The organism is Bradyrhizobium sp. CB1717 (genome assembly GCF_029714325.1).
Lineage (GTDB): Bacteria > Pseudomonadota > Alphaproteobacteria > Rhizobiales > Xanthobacteraceae > Bradyrhizobium.
In genome coordinates this window covers 2,342,640-2,359,738 of record NZ_CP121666.1, presented here as the reverse complement: position 1 = coordinate 2,359,738, position 17,099 = coordinate 2,342,640, and the positions used below count along the sequence as shown (strand labels likewise).

The 17,099-nt window shown below is 66.0% G+C and carries 18 protein-coding genes; 11 read left to right on the top strand and 7 right to left on the bottom strand.

Features of this window, described 5'->3' with window-relative positions; translation table 11 throughout:
* Positions 1-14: 14 nt before the first annotated feature.
* Positions 15-1,208, top strand: coding sequence for a CoA transferase (locus tag QA649_RS11165; protein ID WP_283024215.1), 1,194 nt, complete (start codon positions 15-17; stop codon positions 1,206-1,208).
* A gap of 164 nt (positions 1,209-1,372) precedes the next feature.
* Here QA649_RS11165 and QA649_RS11160 read toward each other — a convergent pair whose 3' ends face one another.
* Positions 1,373-2,137, bottom strand: a complete 765-nt coding sequence (locus tag QA649_RS11160) for an SOS response-associated peptidase (RefSeq protein ID WP_283024214.1) — start codon at positions 2,135-2,137, stop codon at positions 1,373-1,375.
* Between the two features lie 63 nt (positions 2,138-2,200).
* Here QA649_RS11160 and QA649_RS11155 point away from each other — a divergent pair, with 63 nt between their 5' ends.
* From QA649_RS11155 to QA649_RS11140, 4 genes are all read left to right on the top strand, one after another.
* Positions 2,201-2,701 carry a hypothetical protein gene (locus QA649_RS11155; protein ID WP_018648757.1) on the top strand — a complete coding sequence of 167 codons (501 nt, stop codon included), beginning with the start codon at positions 2,201-2,203 and terminating at the stop codon, positions 2,699-2,701.
* 4 nt (positions 2,702-2,705) lie between these two features.
* Entirely contained in the window at positions 2,706-3,140 is a 435-nt protein-coding gene (locus QA649_RS11150) for an NUDIX domain-containing protein (RefSeq protein ID WP_283024213.1), read from the top strand.
* A gap of 45 nt (positions 3,141-3,185) precedes the next feature.
* Positions 3,186-3,563: a TIGR02301 family protein gene (locus QA649_RS11145; RefSeq protein ID WP_283024212.1), complete on the top strand. Its 378-nt coding sequence runs from the start codon at positions 3,186-3,188 to the stop codon at positions 3,561-3,563.
* Between the two features lie 255 nt (positions 3,564-3,818).
* Positions 3,819-4,085, top strand: coding sequence for a hypothetical protein (locus tag QA649_RS11140; protein WP_018648760.1), 267 nt, complete (start codon positions 3,819-3,821; stop codon positions 4,083-4,085).
* A 208-nt stretch (positions 4,086-4,293) separates the two neighbouring features.
* Here QA649_RS11140 and QA649_RS11135 read toward each other — a convergent pair whose 3' ends face one another.
* The 5 genes from QA649_RS11135 to QA649_RS11115 form a co-directional block, all read right to left on the bottom strand.
* Positions 4,294-4,611 carry a cupredoxin domain-containing protein gene (locus QA649_RS11135; protein ID WP_283024211.1) on the bottom strand — a complete coding sequence of 106 codons (318 nt, stop codon included), beginning with the start codon at positions 4,609-4,611 and terminating at the stop codon, positions 4,294-4,296.
* Between the two features lie 10 nt (positions 4,612-4,621).
* Positions 4,622-5,152 carry a DUF4142 domain-containing protein gene (locus QA649_RS11130; protein ID WP_283024210.1) on the bottom strand — a complete coding sequence of 177 codons (531 nt, stop codon included), beginning with the start codon at positions 5,150-5,152 and terminating at the stop codon, positions 4,622-4,624.
* A 91-nt stretch (positions 5,153-5,243) separates the two neighbouring features.
* The gene (locus QA649_RS11125; protein WP_283024209.1) at positions 5,244-5,936 is read right to left on the bottom strand and encodes an RNA polymerase sigma factor; all 693 of its coding nucleotides are present in this window, start codon (positions 5,934-5,936) and stop codon (positions 5,244-5,246) included.
* 99 nt (positions 5,937-6,035) lie between these two features.
* Complete coding sequence (locus QA649_RS11120; RefSeq protein WP_283024208.1) at positions 6,036-6,905, bottom strand: sulfurtransferase; 870 nt, start codon at positions 6,903-6,905, stop codon at positions 6,036-6,038.
* 265 nt (positions 6,906-7,170) lie between these two features.
* The gene (locus QA649_RS11115; RefSeq protein WP_283024207.1) at positions 7,171-8,505 is read right to left on the bottom strand and encodes a dihydroorotase; all 1,335 of its coding nucleotides are present in this window, start codon (positions 8,503-8,505) and stop codon (positions 7,171-7,173) included.
* A 96-nt stretch (positions 8,506-8,601) separates the two neighbouring features.
* Between QA649_RS11115 and QA649_RS11110 the strand changes: the two genes are divergently transcribed.
* From QA649_RS11110 to QA649_RS11085, 6 genes are all read left to right on the top strand, one after another.
* A complete protein-coding gene (locus QA649_RS11110; protein ID WP_283024206.1) occupies positions 8,602-9,477 on the top strand; it encodes a folate-binding protein in 876 nt (291 codons plus the stop codon).
* Positions 9,474-10,100, top strand: a complete 627-nt coding sequence (locus QA649_RS11105; protein WP_283024205.1) for a DNA-3-methyladenine glycosylase I — start codon at positions 9,474-9,476, stop codon at positions 10,098-10,100. Before QA649_RS11110 ends, QA649_RS11105 begins: the two co-directional genes overlap by 4 nt.
* On the top strand, positions 10,097-10,711 hold the full coding sequence (locus QA649_RS11100) for an HD family hydrolase (RefSeq protein WP_283024204.1): 615 nt from the start codon (positions 10,097-10,099) through the stop codon (positions 10,709-10,711). Before QA649_RS11105 ends, QA649_RS11100 begins: the two co-directional genes overlap by 4 nt.
* Before the next feature lie 145 nt (positions 10,712-10,856).
* Positions 10,857-11,363 carry a protein-tyrosine phosphatase family protein gene (locus tag QA649_RS11095; protein ID WP_018648769.1) on the top strand — a complete coding sequence of 169 codons (507 nt, stop codon included), beginning with the start codon at positions 10,857-10,859 and terminating at the stop codon, positions 11,361-11,363.
* Between the two features lie 229 nt (positions 11,364-11,592).
* On the top strand, positions 11,593-12,561 hold the full coding sequence (locus QA649_RS11090; RefSeq protein ID WP_283024203.1) for an NAD regulator: 969 nt from the start codon (positions 11,593-11,595) through the stop codon (positions 12,559-12,561).
* Positions 12,562-12,612: 51 nt separating this feature from the next.
* Positions 12,613-15,330, top strand: a complete 2,718-nt coding sequence (locus tag QA649_RS11085) for a DUF2339 domain-containing protein (RefSeq protein WP_283024202.1) — start codon at positions 12,613-12,615, stop codon at positions 15,328-15,330.
* Positions 15,331-15,333: 3 nt separating this feature from the next.
* Here QA649_RS11085 and QA649_RS11080 read toward each other — a convergent pair whose 3' ends face one another.
* Complete coding sequence (locus QA649_RS11080) at positions 15,334-17,022, bottom strand: methyl-accepting chemotaxis protein (RefSeq protein WP_283024201.1); 1,689 nt, start codon at positions 17,020-17,022, stop codon at positions 15,334-15,336.
* Between the last annotated feature and the right edge of the window lie 77 nt (positions 17,023-17,099).

Below are 17,099 nucleotides of genomic sequence, written 5' to 3'. Positions count from 1 at the left end.
ATCGGGAGAGAGACGTGACGCGACCGTTCGAGGGCGTGAAGATCCTGGACTTCACGCAAGTGCTGGCCGGCCCCTATGCGAGCTACCAGCTCGCGCTCTTGGGCGCGGACGTCATCAAGGTCGAGCGGCGCGAGGGCGAGGACATGCGCCGCACGCCGCTCTCCCGCGAATGGGCCGAGCGCGGGCTCGCGCCCGCCTTCCAGGCCATCAACGGCAACAAACGCAGCCTGACGCTGGACCTGCAGAAGCCCGATGCCATCGCCATCGTGAAGAAGCTCGCCGCGCAGGTCGACGTCGTCATGGAAAACTTCCGCCCGGGTGTGATGGACAAGCTTGGCATCGGCTATGAAGCGCTGTCCGCAATCAACCCAAAACTGATCTATTGCGCGGTGTCAGGCTTCGGCCAGACCGGCCCGGATCGCCTGCGGCCCGGCTATGACGGCAAGATGCAGGCGCTGTCCGGCATCATGGCGATCACCGGCCATCCTGAAACGGGGCCGACCCGCGCCGGCTTTGCCGTGTGCGACGTGCTGTCGGGCGCCACGGCAGCATTCGGCGTGTCGAGCGCGCTGTATCAGCGCGACCGCACCGGCAAGGGACAGCTCATCGACGTCTCCATGCTGGAGGCAACGATGGCGTTCCTCTCGGGCCAGATCGCCGACTGGTCGGTCGCCGGTCATCGCCAGCAGCTTTCGGGCAACCAGGCCGTGAGCCGCAGGACCACCGCGAACCTGTTCAAGTGCGGCGACGGCCACATCCTGCTCGCCGTCAACAACGAGAAGCAGTACCGCGCGCTGATGTCCTCGCTCGGACGCGAGGACACGCTGAGCGACCCGCGCTTTGCCGACTGGTTCTCGCGCAACGAGAACGAGCCGGCCTTGCGCGCCATCATCGAGGAGGCGCTGGCGAAACGGCCTGCGCGCGAATGGGAGACGATCCTGGAAGACGCCGGCGCGCCCTGTGCCAGCATCTGGAAGGTCGAGGAGGTCATCGACCATCCGCAGATCAAGGCGCGCGGCGCGATCCAGGAGCTCGACACGCCCTACGGCCGCCTGCGCTTTGCCGGCAGCGGGTTCAAGCTCGCGCATGGCGGCGGCAAGCTGGATCGCATGGCGCCGGAGCTGGGCGCGGATACGGATGCGGTGCTGGGCGAGCTGGGGTTCGATGCTGCGGAGATCGCAGGGCTGCGGGCAAGAGAGATCGTTTAAAGCTCCACTGCCGTAGGGTGGGCAAAGCGAAGCGTGCCCACCATTGCGCATTGAGGAGAGAGATCGTGGGCACGGCGCGTTGCGCCTTTGCCCACCCTACGGCACTGATAACCACACACTCCATCGTCGTCCCGGCGAAGGCGGAGTGAATAGCGCCAGCCTACCTAAAACAACGACCCCTGCCCGTCATCTGACGACACCGCAGCGGTCTTTCGCGCCGCCCTCTTCGGCTTCGCCGCCTCGGCCTCCGCCTCCATCTCCTCCGCGCTGATCGGCAGCAGCAACTGCTCGTCGTCATTGGCGACGCGGTTGACGCGGGTGGAGACGGGGTGCCAGGCGAATTCGCCGATGCGTGGGGGCCTCATCAGCGGCAGGATCGCATCGACCTCATCGCCGCGATGATCGAGCCAGCGCTCGAAATCGCGCGGGCTGATGGTGACGGGCACACGGTCATGCAGTGCGGCCAAGTCCTCGCCCGCTGCGGCCGTGACGATCGCGACCGTGTCGAGCTCCTCGCCGTTCGGCCCGACCCAGGTCTCGAACACCGCGGCAAAGCCGAGCGGCTCGCCGTCGGCACGGTGGATGAAGAACGGCTGCTTGCGGCCGCCCTCCGATTTCCACTCGTAATAGCCGTCCGCCGGGATCAGGCCGCGGCGCCGGCGTATAGCCTTCTTGAACGCCGGCTTCTCCAGCACGGTCTCGGACCGGGCGTTGATCAGCAACGTAAATCCGCGGGGGTCCTTGACCCAGGACGGCAACAACCCCCAGCGCATCAGGCGGAAATGGCGCGCGCCGTTGTCGACCAAAACGACCGGAATCGGTTGCGTCGGGGCGACATTGTACCGGGGCGGGAAATTCGGCTGCTCGACATAGTCGAACAGTTGCCGCAAAGCCGCGGGGGCCGAAGTTATGACGAAGCGTCCACACATCCTTGGGGGCCTATATAGGGTCCGTTCAGGTCCTTTTAACCCCGAACGTTAACACTGCGGCAGATGAGCTCAACGGCCACCCAACCCGCGCGGACGCATGTACAGACGGGCCCCGAGGCTGCGGCCTGGGCCGAACGGCTGCGCGTGGCCAACATCAACCCGCGGACCGGGCTTGCCACTGACTATCTCAACCATTTCAATGAAGCCGTGATGCTGCTCGAAATGGTCCCTGATATGCCGGAATGCGCCGAAGATTTTTTGACCTGGTCGCCACTGTCCTATGCCGAACATTTCACCGCGTCCAATTTCAAGGCACGGGATCTCGCCATCGAGGCCTATGAGAAGGCCGACCCCAACGTGCGCGCCCAGTTCGACCACATCACTGATACCATGACCTCGATCCTGACCGCGGTCGGCTCGGCCATGCGTGAGGTCGAGAAGGACACGACCCGCGTTCGCCTTGCCGAGCAGGCCACCCTTTGGGTCAAGCCGCTGATCGCGGCCTGCGGCGGCATCATCAATGGCGGGGCGGAGGCCGACGTCGACACCATCATGGCGAACTAGCGCCGTGGCCGCGGTCATCCAGCCCAGCCATCCCCAGATCGCGGTCAGTGCCGCGATTTTTCGCGACGGCAAGGTGCTCCTGACCCGCCGCGCCCGCTCGCCCGCAAAAGGCTTCTATTCGCTGCCCGGTGGCCGGGTCGAGTTCGGCGAATCGCTGCACCAGGCGCTCAAGCGCGAGGTCGACGAGGAGACCGGGCTCGGTATCGATATCATTGGGCTAGCCGGATGGCGCGAGGTGCTGCCGGCCGCACCCGGCGCCGGCCACTATCTGATCATGTCCTTTGCCGCCCGCTGGGCGGCCCGGGAGCTGGTCCTGAACGACGAGCTCGACGATTACCGCTGGATAGCCCCGGACGCCCTGGCGAGCCTTGGCGACCTCAAGCTGACCGGGGGGCTGGAGGAGGTCATCCAGTCCGCCCACCGGCTGATCGGGGCCTGACGGCCCGCCTTGCGCCCGCCGTCCCGAGGGGGCATACAGCCGCCGATGACGACGCGATTTCTGGCCATTTTCGCCCTGATTCTCGCCTGCGCCTGCCCGCCCGCCCGGGCCCAGGACGTGGCGGCGCCGTTTGACGGCGAACTGCAGCGGCTGGCCGAGATCCTCGGCGGGCTGCACTATCTGCGCGGCATCTGCGGGTCCAACGAGGGCAACAAATGGCGCACCGAAATGCAGGCGCTGATCGACGCCGAAACCCCGTCCGGAGAGCGCCGCACCCGCATGATCGCCGGCTTCAACCGCGGCTATAACGGCTTCCAGCAGACCTACCGGAGCTGCACGCCGGCCGCGACGGTAGCGATCCGCCGCTATATCGAGGAAGGCTCGAAGATCTCGCGCGATCTCACCGCGCGCTACGCGAACTAGCTCTCTCCATTCGTCATTCCGGGGCGCGACGAAGTCGCGAGCCCGGAATCCATTTGGCTGCACGGACGGTGGCACGATGGATTCCGGGTTCGCGCTACGCGCGCCCCGGAATGACAACGGCTGGAACCCTGTCATCGAGTTTGTTCACAGCCGTTAACCGTTCCTAAAGATGTAGCCTAGCGGGCGTTAATACGCGTGCTACACCTCCTCGTGCAGCGCATCGCCGTGGACGCGCCCCAGCCCTGATCGAGTTTCATGAGCCAGCCGATTTCATACGCCCCCGACCGTGCGCCGCTGCCCGATCACGAGCAGAAGCAGGCAGCCCTGAGCTATCTCAACGAGGCCTGGGCCGAAGCGCGCCATGACGGCGTCGACGGCGACTGCCTGGCGCAGGCGAGCCTGTTTGCCGCATTCGCCGAACTCGTCGGCACCTATGGTGAGGATGCGGTGGCAAAATTCGTCGAGGGTTTTCCGGGCCGCATCCGCAACGGCGAATTCTCCGTCGACATCTCCCGGCAATAAGCACACTCCGAAAATGACCCCGCCACGCAGGCGGGGCCAGTTGACGGATGAATGACTTTGCGACGGGGTCTTGGCGACAAGATCTTGGCGACAAGGTCGCGAAGTCTGCCGCCATTATCGCACGGAAGCCGTTCCCCGCGGACAAGCATTAGTCTCGCGATGAGCGGGAGATGTTCCCGACAGAGCCGGGAATATGCTCCCTCCTGCGTCAGGGCTCGATCTTGAGCGTCGCTTTCATGTTGGGATGATAGCGACAGTAGTACTCGACCGTTCCCGCCTTCTTCACGACTGATGTCGCCGACTTCTTCGGCGGCAGGGTCACGTCGAAATCGCCGTTCTTCGCGGTGGCGGTGTGGGCAAAGACGTCCTTGTTGATCCAGATGATGGTATCGCCGACCTTCGCTGATACCTCAGCCGGAGCGATCACGAGATTCTCCATCGTGATCTCTATCGTCGCGGCGCGCGCCGGGACTGACATCGACAGGAAGATGACCGCAAGCGCGATCGAAGCGAGGCGTCCCGGCATCCCACCCTCTCTATTTCAGCTCGGCCGCGACATGCTCGGCGTGCTGCTGATGGCCCTGAAAGATCTTCAGGCCGGTCTGCAACAGGCTCTTCAGCTCAGCGTTACTGGCGGACGGAATCAGCTGGGTCTCCAGCGCGCTGTTGACTGCCTTGTGGTAGGCAACCTCGTTGGCGACGTACGCCTTGTCGAAGGCAGCGCCGCTCAGCTTGTCCAGCTCGGCCAGCTTGTCGCTGGCCTGCTTCGACAGCGCCTTGCTGGTGTCGTTGTCTTCAGGGGTGACGTTCAGCTTCTTGACCAGCGCCAGCGCCTGCTTGTTGACGACCTCATGGTCGCGCAGCATGTCCTCGGCAAACGCCTTCACGTCCTTGTTGTTCGCTTTTTTCTGCGCCTGCTTGGCGGCATTGATGTCGATCACGCCGGCGGTGTAGGCGATATGGGCGATCTGCGGATCGGTCGGCTTGTCGGCGGCGCTGGCGCCTTGCAGCGCGGGACTCGACAGCAGAATTGCCGCGGCGACCGCCGCGCTCCAACGGATGAACATGGTTTGACACTCCTGTGCTGCCGGAGGGTTTGCCGGCGCGTTGCTTCACAGGAATTGGATGGGCGTTTCGCACAAACGTTCCCGAAAAATTTCAGCCGGCTACACCAAGCCGCTTCAGCACCGCTTCGGTCAGGCGCTCGCAGCGCCAGCCGGCAAACGGAAAGGCATCCATCATCACCGGGCCGATCTCCTTTTCGACATTCTCGCGCAGCATGGTGCGGGCGCGGTGCAGCCGCGTCTTCACGGTCTCGGGCTTCACGGCAAGCAGATCGGCGGTTTCCTCGATGCTCATGCCCTCCATGACGCGTGCGACGAACACCATGCGGAAAACATCCGGCAGCGCGTCGATGGCGCGTTCGACGACGCGCTGGATTTCACGTTGGGCCATGGTCCTTTCCGGATCGCCTGCGGGAGAGACGGGAAATTTGATGATCTGCGCCTCGAGCGCGGCTTCGGACACCGAGCCGAGCTCGACATGCGGCCTTGCGCTACGCGACCGGCCAAGCGCCTCGTTGATGGCGATGCGCGACAGCCAGGTCGACAGGCCCGACTCACCGCGGAATCCGTCGAGATGGGTGAAGGCGCGCACATAGGTTTCCTGCACCACATCCTCGGCTTCGCTGTCGCTACGCAGAATTGCGCGTGCGAGGCGGTATAGCCTGCGGTTGTTGGCCTGCATGATCTCGCGCAGCGCGGCCTCGTCGCGGCCGCGCGCGCGGTCGATCAATTCGGTTTCGGATGACCGGATTTCTGATGCCTTGGCGCCGGCGGCGGTCCCTTGCATGGCGGTTACCTGCTCGTTTCGCGTCGTTCCGAACATTGGATGCAGGCCAAGGGAAAAGGTTCCTGACTTTCTTACCTCCCCTGGAGGGTAAGAAAGGCCCTAATCCGTCTCGATCGGCAGCGACGGGTCCCTCGCCCATTCGCCCATCGAGCCGTCGTACAGCGTCAGCTTGTCGTAGCCGAGCTGCGTCAGCAGCAAGAGATCGATCGTCGCGGAGATGCCGCCGCCGCAATACACGATCACATTCTTGTCGCGCGTGACGCCCTGGGCGACGAACTTTGCCTCGGCATCGGCGAGGCTCGTCAGCGTCTTGTCGGCATTGACGAGCGTTGGGGCTGGCACGTTGATGCTGCCGGGCACGCGGCCCGGCCGGCCGTAGCGGCTCGGCTCGAGACCGCGATGAAATTGCGGCCCGAGGGCGTCGACGATCACGGTCGAGGGATCTCCGATCCGCGCCTTCACGGTGTCCTTGTCGACGAAGAAGCCCGCGTGCGGCGCGGCCTTGAAGGTCGTGGCCGGATAGCCCTTCGGAGCGCCGGTCTCGACCGGCCGTCCCTCTTCCTTCCATTTGTCAAAACCGCCGTCGAGCACGCGGGCATCGACGCCGAGCGAGCGCAGCATCCACCAGAACCGCGTCGACCACATCATGGTGCCGATGCTGTAGAGCACGATGGTCTTGGATGCATCCAGGCCGTGGCGGCCGAAGGCGGCCTCGAGCTGGGCCACGTCAGGCATCATGTAGAGCGGTCGCGCGGACGTGTCGGAGAACTCGCCTTGCAGGTCGAGGAAATCGGCACCGGGAATGTGGCCGGCCGCGAACGTCTTGTCGCCGGGCACCGCGCGATAGGGCACGTCACTGCCGGGCGGGACAGGCTCGTTGTAGGTCGTGCAATCGTAGAGGCGGAGATTGGGATCGCCGAGCATGGCGGCGAGCTGCTCGGTGGTGATGAGGGGTGTCGGTTGGGACATGGTCACCTCGCGCTGCAAAGCTGTAGCCCGGGTGAGCGTAGCGAAACCCGGGAACCTCGCAAAGTGAAAACCCGCATGTCGCTGCGCTCATGCGGGCTACGGCCTCTCCCCACGTCATTGCGAGCGCAGCGAAGCAATCCAGACTGCCGCCGCGGAGGGATTCTGGATTGCCTCGCGGAGCCTGTCATCGGGCCGCGCTTCGCGCGGACCCGGTGGCTCGCAATGACGAGTGGGGAGGCACTAAGCGTCCCCACGACACATCACCCTACTGCTTCAACGTCTCCAAAAACCGCACCGGCTCGCCTTGCGACGGCGTCACCAGCTCGCCCTGCCACATCACGCGGCGGCCGCGGATGAAGGTGCCGACGGGCCAGCCGGTGACGCGGACCCCGTCATAGGGCGTCCAGCCGGCCTTGGACGCCACCCATTTGTTGGTGATGGTCTCGCTGCGCTTCAAATCGACGATGGTGAAGTCGGCGTCGTAGCCGGCGGCGATGCGGCCCTTGCAGGCCATGTTGTAGAGGCGCGCGGGGCCGGCGCTGGTGAGATCGACGAACCTTGCCAGCGACAAGCGGCCGGCATTGACGTGGTCGAGCATCAGCGGGACTAGCGTCTGCACGCCGGTCATGCCGGAGGGTGAAGCGGGATAGCTCTTCTGCTTCTCTTCCAGCGTATGCGGCGCGTGATCGGAGCCGAGCACGTCGATGATGCCCTGCTCGATGCCGCGCCAGATGCCGGCGCGGTGATCGGCGCCGCGCACCGGCGGGTTCATCTGCGCGAGCGTGCCGAGCCGCTCGTAGCATTCGGGCGCGACCAGGGTGAGATGATGCGGCGTCGCCTCGCAGGAGGCGACATCCTTGTGGTCGCGCAGAAACTCGATCTCTTCCTTGGTCGAGATGTGCAGCACGTGGATGCGCTTGCCCGTCTCGCGCGCGAGCTTGACCAGGCGCTGCGTCGCCATCAGCGCCGCGGTCTCGTCGCGCCAGACCGGATGCGAGCGCGGATCGCCCTCGATGCGCAGCGACTTGCGCTCGTTGAGGCGGTATTCGTCCTCGGCGTGGAAGGCGGCGCGGCGACGGATCACCTGGAAGATGCGGTGCAGGCTTTCGTCGTCCTCAACCAGCAGCGCGCCGGTGGACGAGCCGATGAACACCTTGACGCCGGCGCAGCCCGGCGCGCGTTCCAGCACCGGCAGGTCCTGCACGTTCTCGCGGGTGCCGCCGATGAAGAAGGCGAAATCGCAATGCATGCGGTGATGGGCACGCTTCACCTTGTCGGTAAAGGTGGCTTCCGTCACAGTGAGCGGCGAGGTGTTCGGCATCTCGAACACGGCGGTGACGCCGCCCATCACGGCGCTGCGTGAGCCGGTCTCGAGGTCTTCCTTCTGTTCCAGCCCGGGCTCGCGGAAATGCACCTGCGTGTCCATCACGCCGGGCAGGATGTGCAGGCCCTTGCAGTCGATCACCTCCGCTGCGGACGCTTGCGACAGCGTGCCGATCTCGGCGATGCGCCCGTTCGCGATGCCGATGTCACGCTGGCCCTCGCCATCCTGGTTGACGACGGTGCCGCCTTTTAGGATCACATCGAAACGCTGGGTCATGGGGCCTCTCTCATCCCCAAGCGCAGGGCTCGAGGTCTTGTCGTTTATGCCTTGCGGGCTTACGTTCCGGAGCAACATGTCGCAAGAGATTTTCGCATGAAATCAGCGTTTCTTCCTGACCGGAGCGTGATCAAGGTCGCGGGCGAGGATGCGCGCAACTTCCTCAACGGCCTGATCACGACCGACGTCGACAGGCTGAAGCCGGGCCTGGGGCGATTCGGCGCGCTGCTGACGCCGCAGGGCAAGATCATCGCCGATTTCCTGATCACGGAGGTGCCCGCCGGCCATGGCGGCGGGTTCCTGATCGATTGCCCGAAGGCGCTGGCGGACACCCTCGCCACCAAGCTGAAATTCTACAAGCTGCGCGCCAAGGTCACGGTGGAAAACCTCGATCTCGGCGTGCTCGCGGCCTGGGACGGCCAGCCTGCGGCGCAGCCGGACCTCGCCTTCGCCGATCCCCGCAAGGCCGAGCTCGGCACGCGCATCCTGATCCCCGAGGATCTCAAGCAGAAGCTGTCCGACCTGATCGGCGCCGACCTGGTCGATGCGGCCGACTACGAGGCGCACCGCATCGCGCTCGGCGTGCCCCGCGGCGGGCTCGATTTCATGTACAGCGATGCGTTCCCGCATGAGACCAACATGGACCGGCTTGCCGGCGTCGATTTCGACAAGGGCTGCTATGTCGGCCAGGAGGTCGTCTCGCGCATGCAGCATCGCGGCACCGCGCGCACGCGCAGCGTCAAGGTGCTGCTCGACGAGATCTCGCCGGAAGTCGGCGTCAGCGTGATGGCCGGGGACAAGCCTGTCGGCACCATGGGCTCATCGGCACGAGGCAAGGGCATTGCGCTGGTGCGCATCGACCGCGTCGCCGACGCGCTCGATGCCGGCCAGCCGCTCACCGCCGGCGGGCTTACCCTGACGCTTGCCGAACCCGAAATCGTCCGCATTCCCTCCAAGCAGCCCACAGCATGAGTCGAGCCCCCCGCCTGCATCCCGACGGAAAGACCCGCTGCCCCTGGCCCGGCGAAGATCTGCTTTATGTCGCCTATCACGACACTGAATGGGGCGTGCCGGAATATGACGACCGCGCGCTCTACGAGAAACTGATCCTCGACGGCTTTCAGGCCGGCCTCTCCTGGATCACGATCCTGCGCAAGCGCGACAATTTCCGCAAAGCTTTCGACGATTTCCAGCCGGAGAAGATCGCGCGCTACAATGCGAAGAAGGTCCATGCGCTGATGAACGATGCCGGCATCGTGCGCAACCGTGCCAAGATCGACGGCGCCATCCTCAGCGCGAAGTCCTATCTCGACATCATGGAGAAGGGCCCGGGCTTCTCAAGACTGCTGTGGGACTTCATGGACGGAAAGCCCAAGGTCAACCATTTCAAGACCACGGGAAGCGTGCCGGCCTCGACGCCGCTGTCGGTGCAGATCTCCAAGGAGTTGTCCGCGCGCGGCTTCAAATTCGTTGGCCCGACCATCGTGTACGCCTTCATGCAGGCGACCGGCATGGTCAACGACCATCTGGTCGACTGCCATTGCCACGCAACCTGCGGCAAGACGCAGCGCAAGCCGCGCCTCAAGGCCAAATGACGGCCAAGAAAACTTCACGGGGCGCAGAGTCCCGCGCCTGGCAGCGCATGCTGTCGGGCCGGCGGCTCGACCTGCTCGATCCCTCCCCGCTCGACGTCGAGATTGCCGACATCGCCCATGGCCTCGCGCGCGTCGCGCGCTGGAACGGGCAGACCACCGGCGCGCACATCTTCTCGGTCGCACAACACACGCTGCTGGTGGAGACCGTGCTGCGGCACGAGATGCCGCGCGTGGACCAGCGCATGCGGCTCGCCGCGCTGCTGCACGATGCGCCCGAATATGTCATCGGCGACATGATCTCGCCATTCAAGGCGGTGCTCGACGGCCATTACAAGGCGGTGGAGAAACGCCTGCTCGGCGCCATTCATGTCCGCTTCGGCCTGCCGCCGGTGCTGGCGGACGAGATCACGCAGGCGATCAAGGCCGCCGATCGCGGTGCGGCCTATCTCGAGGCAACCGAGCTTGCCGGCTTCAGCGAGAGCGAGGCGCGGCGTCTGTTCGGCAAGGATCCGGGTCTCTCCGACAGCGTCCGGCGCGATTATCTCACGCCCTGGACCGCGGCGCGGGCGGAGAAGCAGTTTCTGGAGCGGTTTGGCGCGGTGTTTGCGTAGCGTCATCCCTTCGTAGGGTGGGCAAAGCGAAGCGTGCCCACCAAACCGGGCGTGATGCGCGCAGTTGCGAAAAGGTGGGCACGGCACGATGCGCCTTTGCCCACCCTACGAGCGCTCGCTATAATCAGCGGCAAAAAGGTCCACCATGATCCACGTCTGTTCCCTCGCTGCGCTTCCCGAAACCGTCCGCCTCACCAGGGCCAGCCACGTGCTGACCGTGATGGCCAATGTCGAGCAGGTGGCGCGTCCGGTATCGGTGCTGCCGGCCAACCATCTCAAGGTGTCGATGGACGACATCACCGAGGAGATGGACGGCTTTGTCGCGCCGTCGGAGACACATATCGAGCAGGTTCTGAACTTCGTGCGCGGCTGGGACCGCAGCGCGCCGCTGGTGGTGCATTGTTATGCTGGCATCAGCCGCTCCACCGCGAGCGCCTTCGCCGCCGTCTGCGCGCTCAATCCGCATCGCGACGAGATCGAGATCGCGAAGAAGATCCGCGCGGCCTCTCCGATCGCCTCGCCGAACCGGCGCATCGTCGGCCTCGCCGACCGCGCGCTCGGGCGCAACGGCCGCATGCTGCGCGCCCTCGACGAGATGGGCCCGGGCGCGATGATGGTCGAGGGCCGCCCCTTCGTGATCGAGCTCGAATGAGGCGGGAGTCGAATAGCAGCCGCGATGGGACTGCGCCCCCTCTTCCGCTTGCGGGAGAGCGTTGGGGAGAGGGTGTCCCCGCAACGGGACAATCCCCTAGAGGAGAAAGCCCTCACCCGGCGCTACGCGCCGACCTCTCCCGCAAGCGGGAGAGGTTACAGCGAGCCCGCGGTCACGCCGCCACAATCAACCGGCTTATCTTTCTCACAACACTCGCGATCTCAGCCGCATGAGCGAGACGCTGCTGACACCGATCGAGATCGGTCTGACCGCTGCGATCGTCGCGATCGAGGACCATGAGCCGCTGATCCTCACTGCGCACAGCAGCGACGGGCTGGCGGGCCTGCCGTTCGGACCGTTCGATGCGCTGAGCCATCGCACCTTCGAGATCGGCCTGCGCGCCTGGGTCGAGGAGCAGGCGGGCTTGCGGCTCGGCTATGTCGAGCAGCTCTACACCTTCGGCGATCGCGGCCGTCATGCCGAGGCCGGCGACACCGGCGCGCACATGGTATCGATCGGCTATCTCGCGCTCACACGCGCCGCGGGTGGCGAGCTCGCGGCAAACGGCGCGAGCTTCGAGCCCTGGTACCGCTTCCTGCCCTGGGAGGACTGGCGCGAGGAGCCGCCCGCGATCATCGCCCGCGACATCATTCCCGCGCTAACGGCTTGGGCGGAGCAGGAGACGCCGGAGACGACGCGCGCATTGCCGCGCAAGGATCGCGTGCGGTTCTATTTCGGGCTTGAGGGCGCGCCCTGGGACGAGGAGCGCGTGCTCGACCGCTATGAGCTGCTCTACGAGGCCGGGCTGATCGAGGAAGCCAAGCGCGACGGCCGTCCTGCGGCATTAGCGCGCAAGGCGCTGCCGGCGCTCGGGACCTCGATGCGATTCGATCACCGCCGGATTCTCGCCACGGGAATCGCGCGGCTGCGCGCGAAACTGAAGTATCGTCCTGTGGTGTTTGAACTTTTGCCCGCCGAGTTCACACTCACTGAATTGCAGCATACGGTGGAGGCAATCTCCGGCCGGCATCTGCACAAACAGAATTTCCGCCGCCTGGTCGAAGCGGAAGCCCTGGTCGAACCGACCGGGGTGATGTCGACACAGACGGGCGGACGGCCGGCGGCACTCTACCGCTTCCGCCGTGAGGTGCTCCAGGAGCGGCCCGCGCCGGGCTTGCGTGTGCGCTCCCGGCGCTAGATCCTGATATCAGTGGTACCGGCCCCTGCCCGCCGGTTGCCTGGAGGCTTCATGCTCGACGGCCCGTTCGACGTCTTTGCGCTGATCATTGCGATCATCGCCTTCCTGATCGCGATCAAGGCGTCCAGCCAGGCGACCGAGTTGCGCCGCCGGCTGAACCTGCTCGAAGAAAAGTTTTATGCGCAGCGGCCTGTTGTGCAACCGCCGCCGCTGATGCCCGCGCAGGTGCAGGCTGAAACGCCCGCAACGCCCGCCTCCACGCCCACCGCCGAGCCGCCGCCGCTTGCGCCGGAAGCCGAACCCACGCCGTCTCCGCTCGTCACCGAGGAGGCTGCACCGCCCCCGCTCGAACCGGGCACGGGCACTGATGCGCCGCCTCCGGTGCCGGAGGCAGCGCCCGGGTTCGAGGAGCGCCTCGGCACGCGCTGGGTGGTGTGGATCGGCGGCCTTGCGCTGGCGCTCGGCGGCTTCTTCATGGTGCGCTATTCGATCGAGGCCGGCCTCGTCGGCCCCGGCGTGCGCGTCTTCCTCGGTGGCCTGTTCGCAGCCGCGCTGCTGGGGGCCGGCGAATGGACACGACGCAAGGAGAGCATCTCCAACATCGCGGCGCTGCCGATCGCCAACATCCCCGCGATCCTCACTGCGGCCGGCACGGCGGTGGCGTTCGCCACCATCTACGCGGCCTATGCGCTCTACGGCTTCCTGGTGCCGGCAACCGCCTTCGTGCTGCTCGGCATCGTTGCGATGGGCACGCTTGCCGCCGCGCTGCTGCACGGACCCGCGCTCGCCGGCCTCGGCGTGGTCGGCGCCTTCGTGACGCCGATCCTCGTCTCCAGCGGCAAGCCGGACTATTGGGCGCTCTACATCTATCTCGCCATCGTCACCGCCGCGAGTTTCGGCCTCGCCCGCATCCGGCTGTGGCGCTGGCTTGCCGTCACGACAATCGCATTCGCCGTGCTCTGGATCTTCCCGGGTCTCGATACCAACGAGGTGCAGGTCGCGCCGCACGCCTTCCATGTCATCGCCGGCTTCGTGCTTGCCGCGCTGCTCGTCGTCTGCGGCTTCATGTTCGGCCCGACCATCGAAGAAGGCGAGATCGAGCCGGTCTCGTCGGGCGCGCTCGGCGCCTATCTGTTCGGTGCGATGCTGGTCGTGCTGTCGAGCGCGCATGCGGATCTCGCGCTAATCGCCTTCACGCTCCTGGTCGGCGGGACGCTGTTCGTGGCTTGGCGTGCTCCGGCAGCAACTGGTGCGCTGGGTGCGGCCGCGGCGACCGTGTTCATCGTGTTCGCCGAATGGGCCGTGCGCGCCAATCCCGACATGCTGGTGCTGCCGGGTGGCCCGATGCCGGGCGTCGGCCCGGTCGCGACCGACAGCTCGGTGACGCTGCATCTGGTGACGGCCGCGATCTTCGCCGCCGGCTTCGGCGTCGCGGGCTTCTTCGCGCAGGGCCGGTCGAACTCGGCGATCATTCCGGTGGTGTGGTCGGCGGCGGGCGTTGCGACACCAATCGCGATCCTGGTTGCGCTCTATGCGCGCATCGCCCATCTCGACCGCTCGATCCCGTTCGCGATCCTCGCCGCTCTGCTCGCCGCGGCCTTTGGCGCTGCGACCGAAGCGCTGATGCGTCGCGAAGAGCGACCAGGCGTTGCAACCTCGATCGCATTGTTCGCCACCGGCACGCTCGGCGCGCTGGCGCTGGCACTGACCTTTGCGCTGGAGAAGGGCTGGCTCACCATTGCGCTCGCGCTGATGTCGCTCGGCACCGCCTGGATCTCGTTGCAGCGGCCGATCCCGGTGCTGCGCCGGTTAGCTGCGATCTTCGCCGCGATCGTCACCGCACGCATCGTCTATGATCCCCGCATCGTCGGCGATGCCGTCGGCACGACGCCGATCTTCAACTGGCTGCTGTGGGGCTATGGCCTGCCGGCGGCCTCGTTCTGGGGCGCGAGCATCCTCCTGCGTCGCCGCGCCGACGATGCGCCGTTGCGCGTGGTCGAGGCGGCCGCGATCTTGTTCACGGCGCTGCTCGCCTTCGTGGAAATCCGTCATTTCGCCACCGGCGGCCAGATGACGTCGGCGCCGTCGCTGCTCGAGTGCGCGCTGCAGGTCTGCATCGCGCTCGCCATGGCGATCGGGCTGGAGCGCCTGCGGCTGCGCAGCCGCAGCATCGTGCACAATGTCGGTGCGGTCGTGCTGACGGCGATCGCCGGCCTCATCAGCGTGTTCGGCCTCTTCATCCTGGAGAACCCGCTGATCTGGCGCATCGACGTCGGCGGTGCGGTGTTCAACCTGCTGCTGCTCGGCTATGCGCTGCCGGCGGTGCTGATGCTGCTCTTGTCCTATGCGGTGGTCGGCGAGCGCGGCAAGGTCTACGCCAACACGATTGCCGGCGGCGCATTGGTGTTCGCACTCGCCTATGTCACGCTGGAGATCCGCCGCTTCTATCACGGCCCGATCCTTTCCACCGGCCCGACGACGGGCGCCGAGCAATACACCTATTCGATCGGCTGGCTCGCCTTCGGCGTCGTGCTGCTCGGGGTCGGCATTCTCGTCAACTCGGAACGGGCGCGGCTGGCGTCCGCCGCCGTCATCGCGCTGACGATCCTGAAGGCCTTCGTCATCGACATGTCGACGCTGACAGGCGTCTATCGCGCGCTGTCGTTCATGTGCCTCGGCGTCGTGCTGGTCGCGATCGGCTGGCTCTACCAGCGGATCCTGTTCCGGCGGCAGGTCGCACCGCCGCCGGCTCCCCAGACGGGCAGTTAAGGATCAGGCCGCGCGGACCGATTCCAGGAACTGCGCGACCTCGACCTTGAGACGCGTGCTGTCGGTCGCCAGCGATTTCGCCGCCGACAGCACCTCGACCGAGGCCTCGCCGGTCTCGATCGCGCCGCGCTGCACGTCGGTGATGTTGGAGGAGACCTCCTGCGTGCCGAGCGAGGCCTGCTGGACGTTGCGCGAGATCTCCTGCGTCGCAGCGCCTTGCTGTTCGACGGCGGCGGCAATCGCCGCGGACACTTCGGACAGCCGCTCGATGGTGCCGCCGATCTCCTGGATCGCGCTGACGGATTCCTGCGTCGCTGCCTGGATGCCTGACACCTGTGCCCCGATCTCGCCGGTCGCCTTCGCAGTCTGCTCGGCCAAGGCCTTGACCTCGGACGCGACGACCGCGAAGCCGCGGCCGGCTTCGCCCGCCCGCGCCGCCTCGATGGTGGCGTTCAGCGCCAGCAGATTGGTCTGGCCCGCAATGGTGTTAATGAGCTCGACGACGTCGCCGATGCGGGAGGCCGCCTGCGACAGCGCGTTGACGCGCTCGTTGGTCCGCCCCGCCTGCTCGACCGCTTCTGCCGCCATCCGCGCCGAATCCTGCACGCGGCGGCTGATCTCGGTGATCGAGGACGACAGCTCCTCGGAGGCGGAGGCAACCGCCTGGACGTTGGTGGAGGCTTCCTCGGAAGCCGCCGCAACGACGGTGGCGAGCTCCTGGCCGCGCTGCGCGGTGCTGGTGAGCGTCGATGCCGACGCCTCGAGCTCGGTCGAGGCCGAGGAGACGGTGCCGACGACTTCGCCGATCATCGCCTCGAACTTGCTCGTGATGGCATCGACCCGGCGGCCGCGCTCGATCTTGGCCTCGGCGTCGAGCCGGGCTGCTTCGTCGGCGGCGCGCTTGGCGACCAGCGCTTCCTTGAAGATCTGCAGCGCATCCGCCATCGATCCGATCTCGGTCTTCTCGCCGCGATGCGGCACCTCGGCCGAGAGGTCGCCCTCGCCGAGCGACTGCATCGGCTTGATGATCGAAGCAATGCCACGCGAGACGTCGCGCACGAGATAGTAGGCCGCGCCGATCGCAACCACGACCGAGAACACGATAATGCCGACCAGGACCCGGAAGATCAGCGCGTAGCTGTCCGCCGCCTGCTTGGTCTCCAGCTCGGCGCCGCTGTTGTTGAGCTCGATGCCCTTCTGCAGCAGCGGATCGGCCGCCTGGGCCATCTTCGCGACCTTGGTCTGCAACATCTCATTGGCATCGGTCGGGAAACGGCCGACGCTCTTGCGCGACAGCGCCATCACCTCCTGCACGCCGTTCAGATATTCGGCCCAGGCCCTGGTCCACTGCTCATAGAGCGAACGCTCTTCGGACGAGGTGATCAAGGGTTCGTAGACCTTGCGTGTCTTCTCGATGCGTCCCTGCAGCGAGGCGAGCCGCTTCTCGGCGGCCTCCTTGCCCTCGGCGCTCTCCTGCATCAGGTGCAGGCGAAGCGCGACGCGCAGCTCGTTGATGTCGGCGCGGAGCGAGCCGAGCGCACGCACGCTCGGCAGCCAGCTTTCCGCGATCTCGACCGTGTGGGCATTGATGTTCTGCATGGTGCCGATCGCCGTCACGCCGACGCCGGCGAGCGAGAGCACGAGGACTGACAACACGGTCAGAAGCTTGAAGACGATCGACAACTTCGACATCACGACAAATCCCGATGAGACCTAGCAACGCGCAAACCACCCCGCGCCGCCATCGTCACGACCGACGACAGGACGGA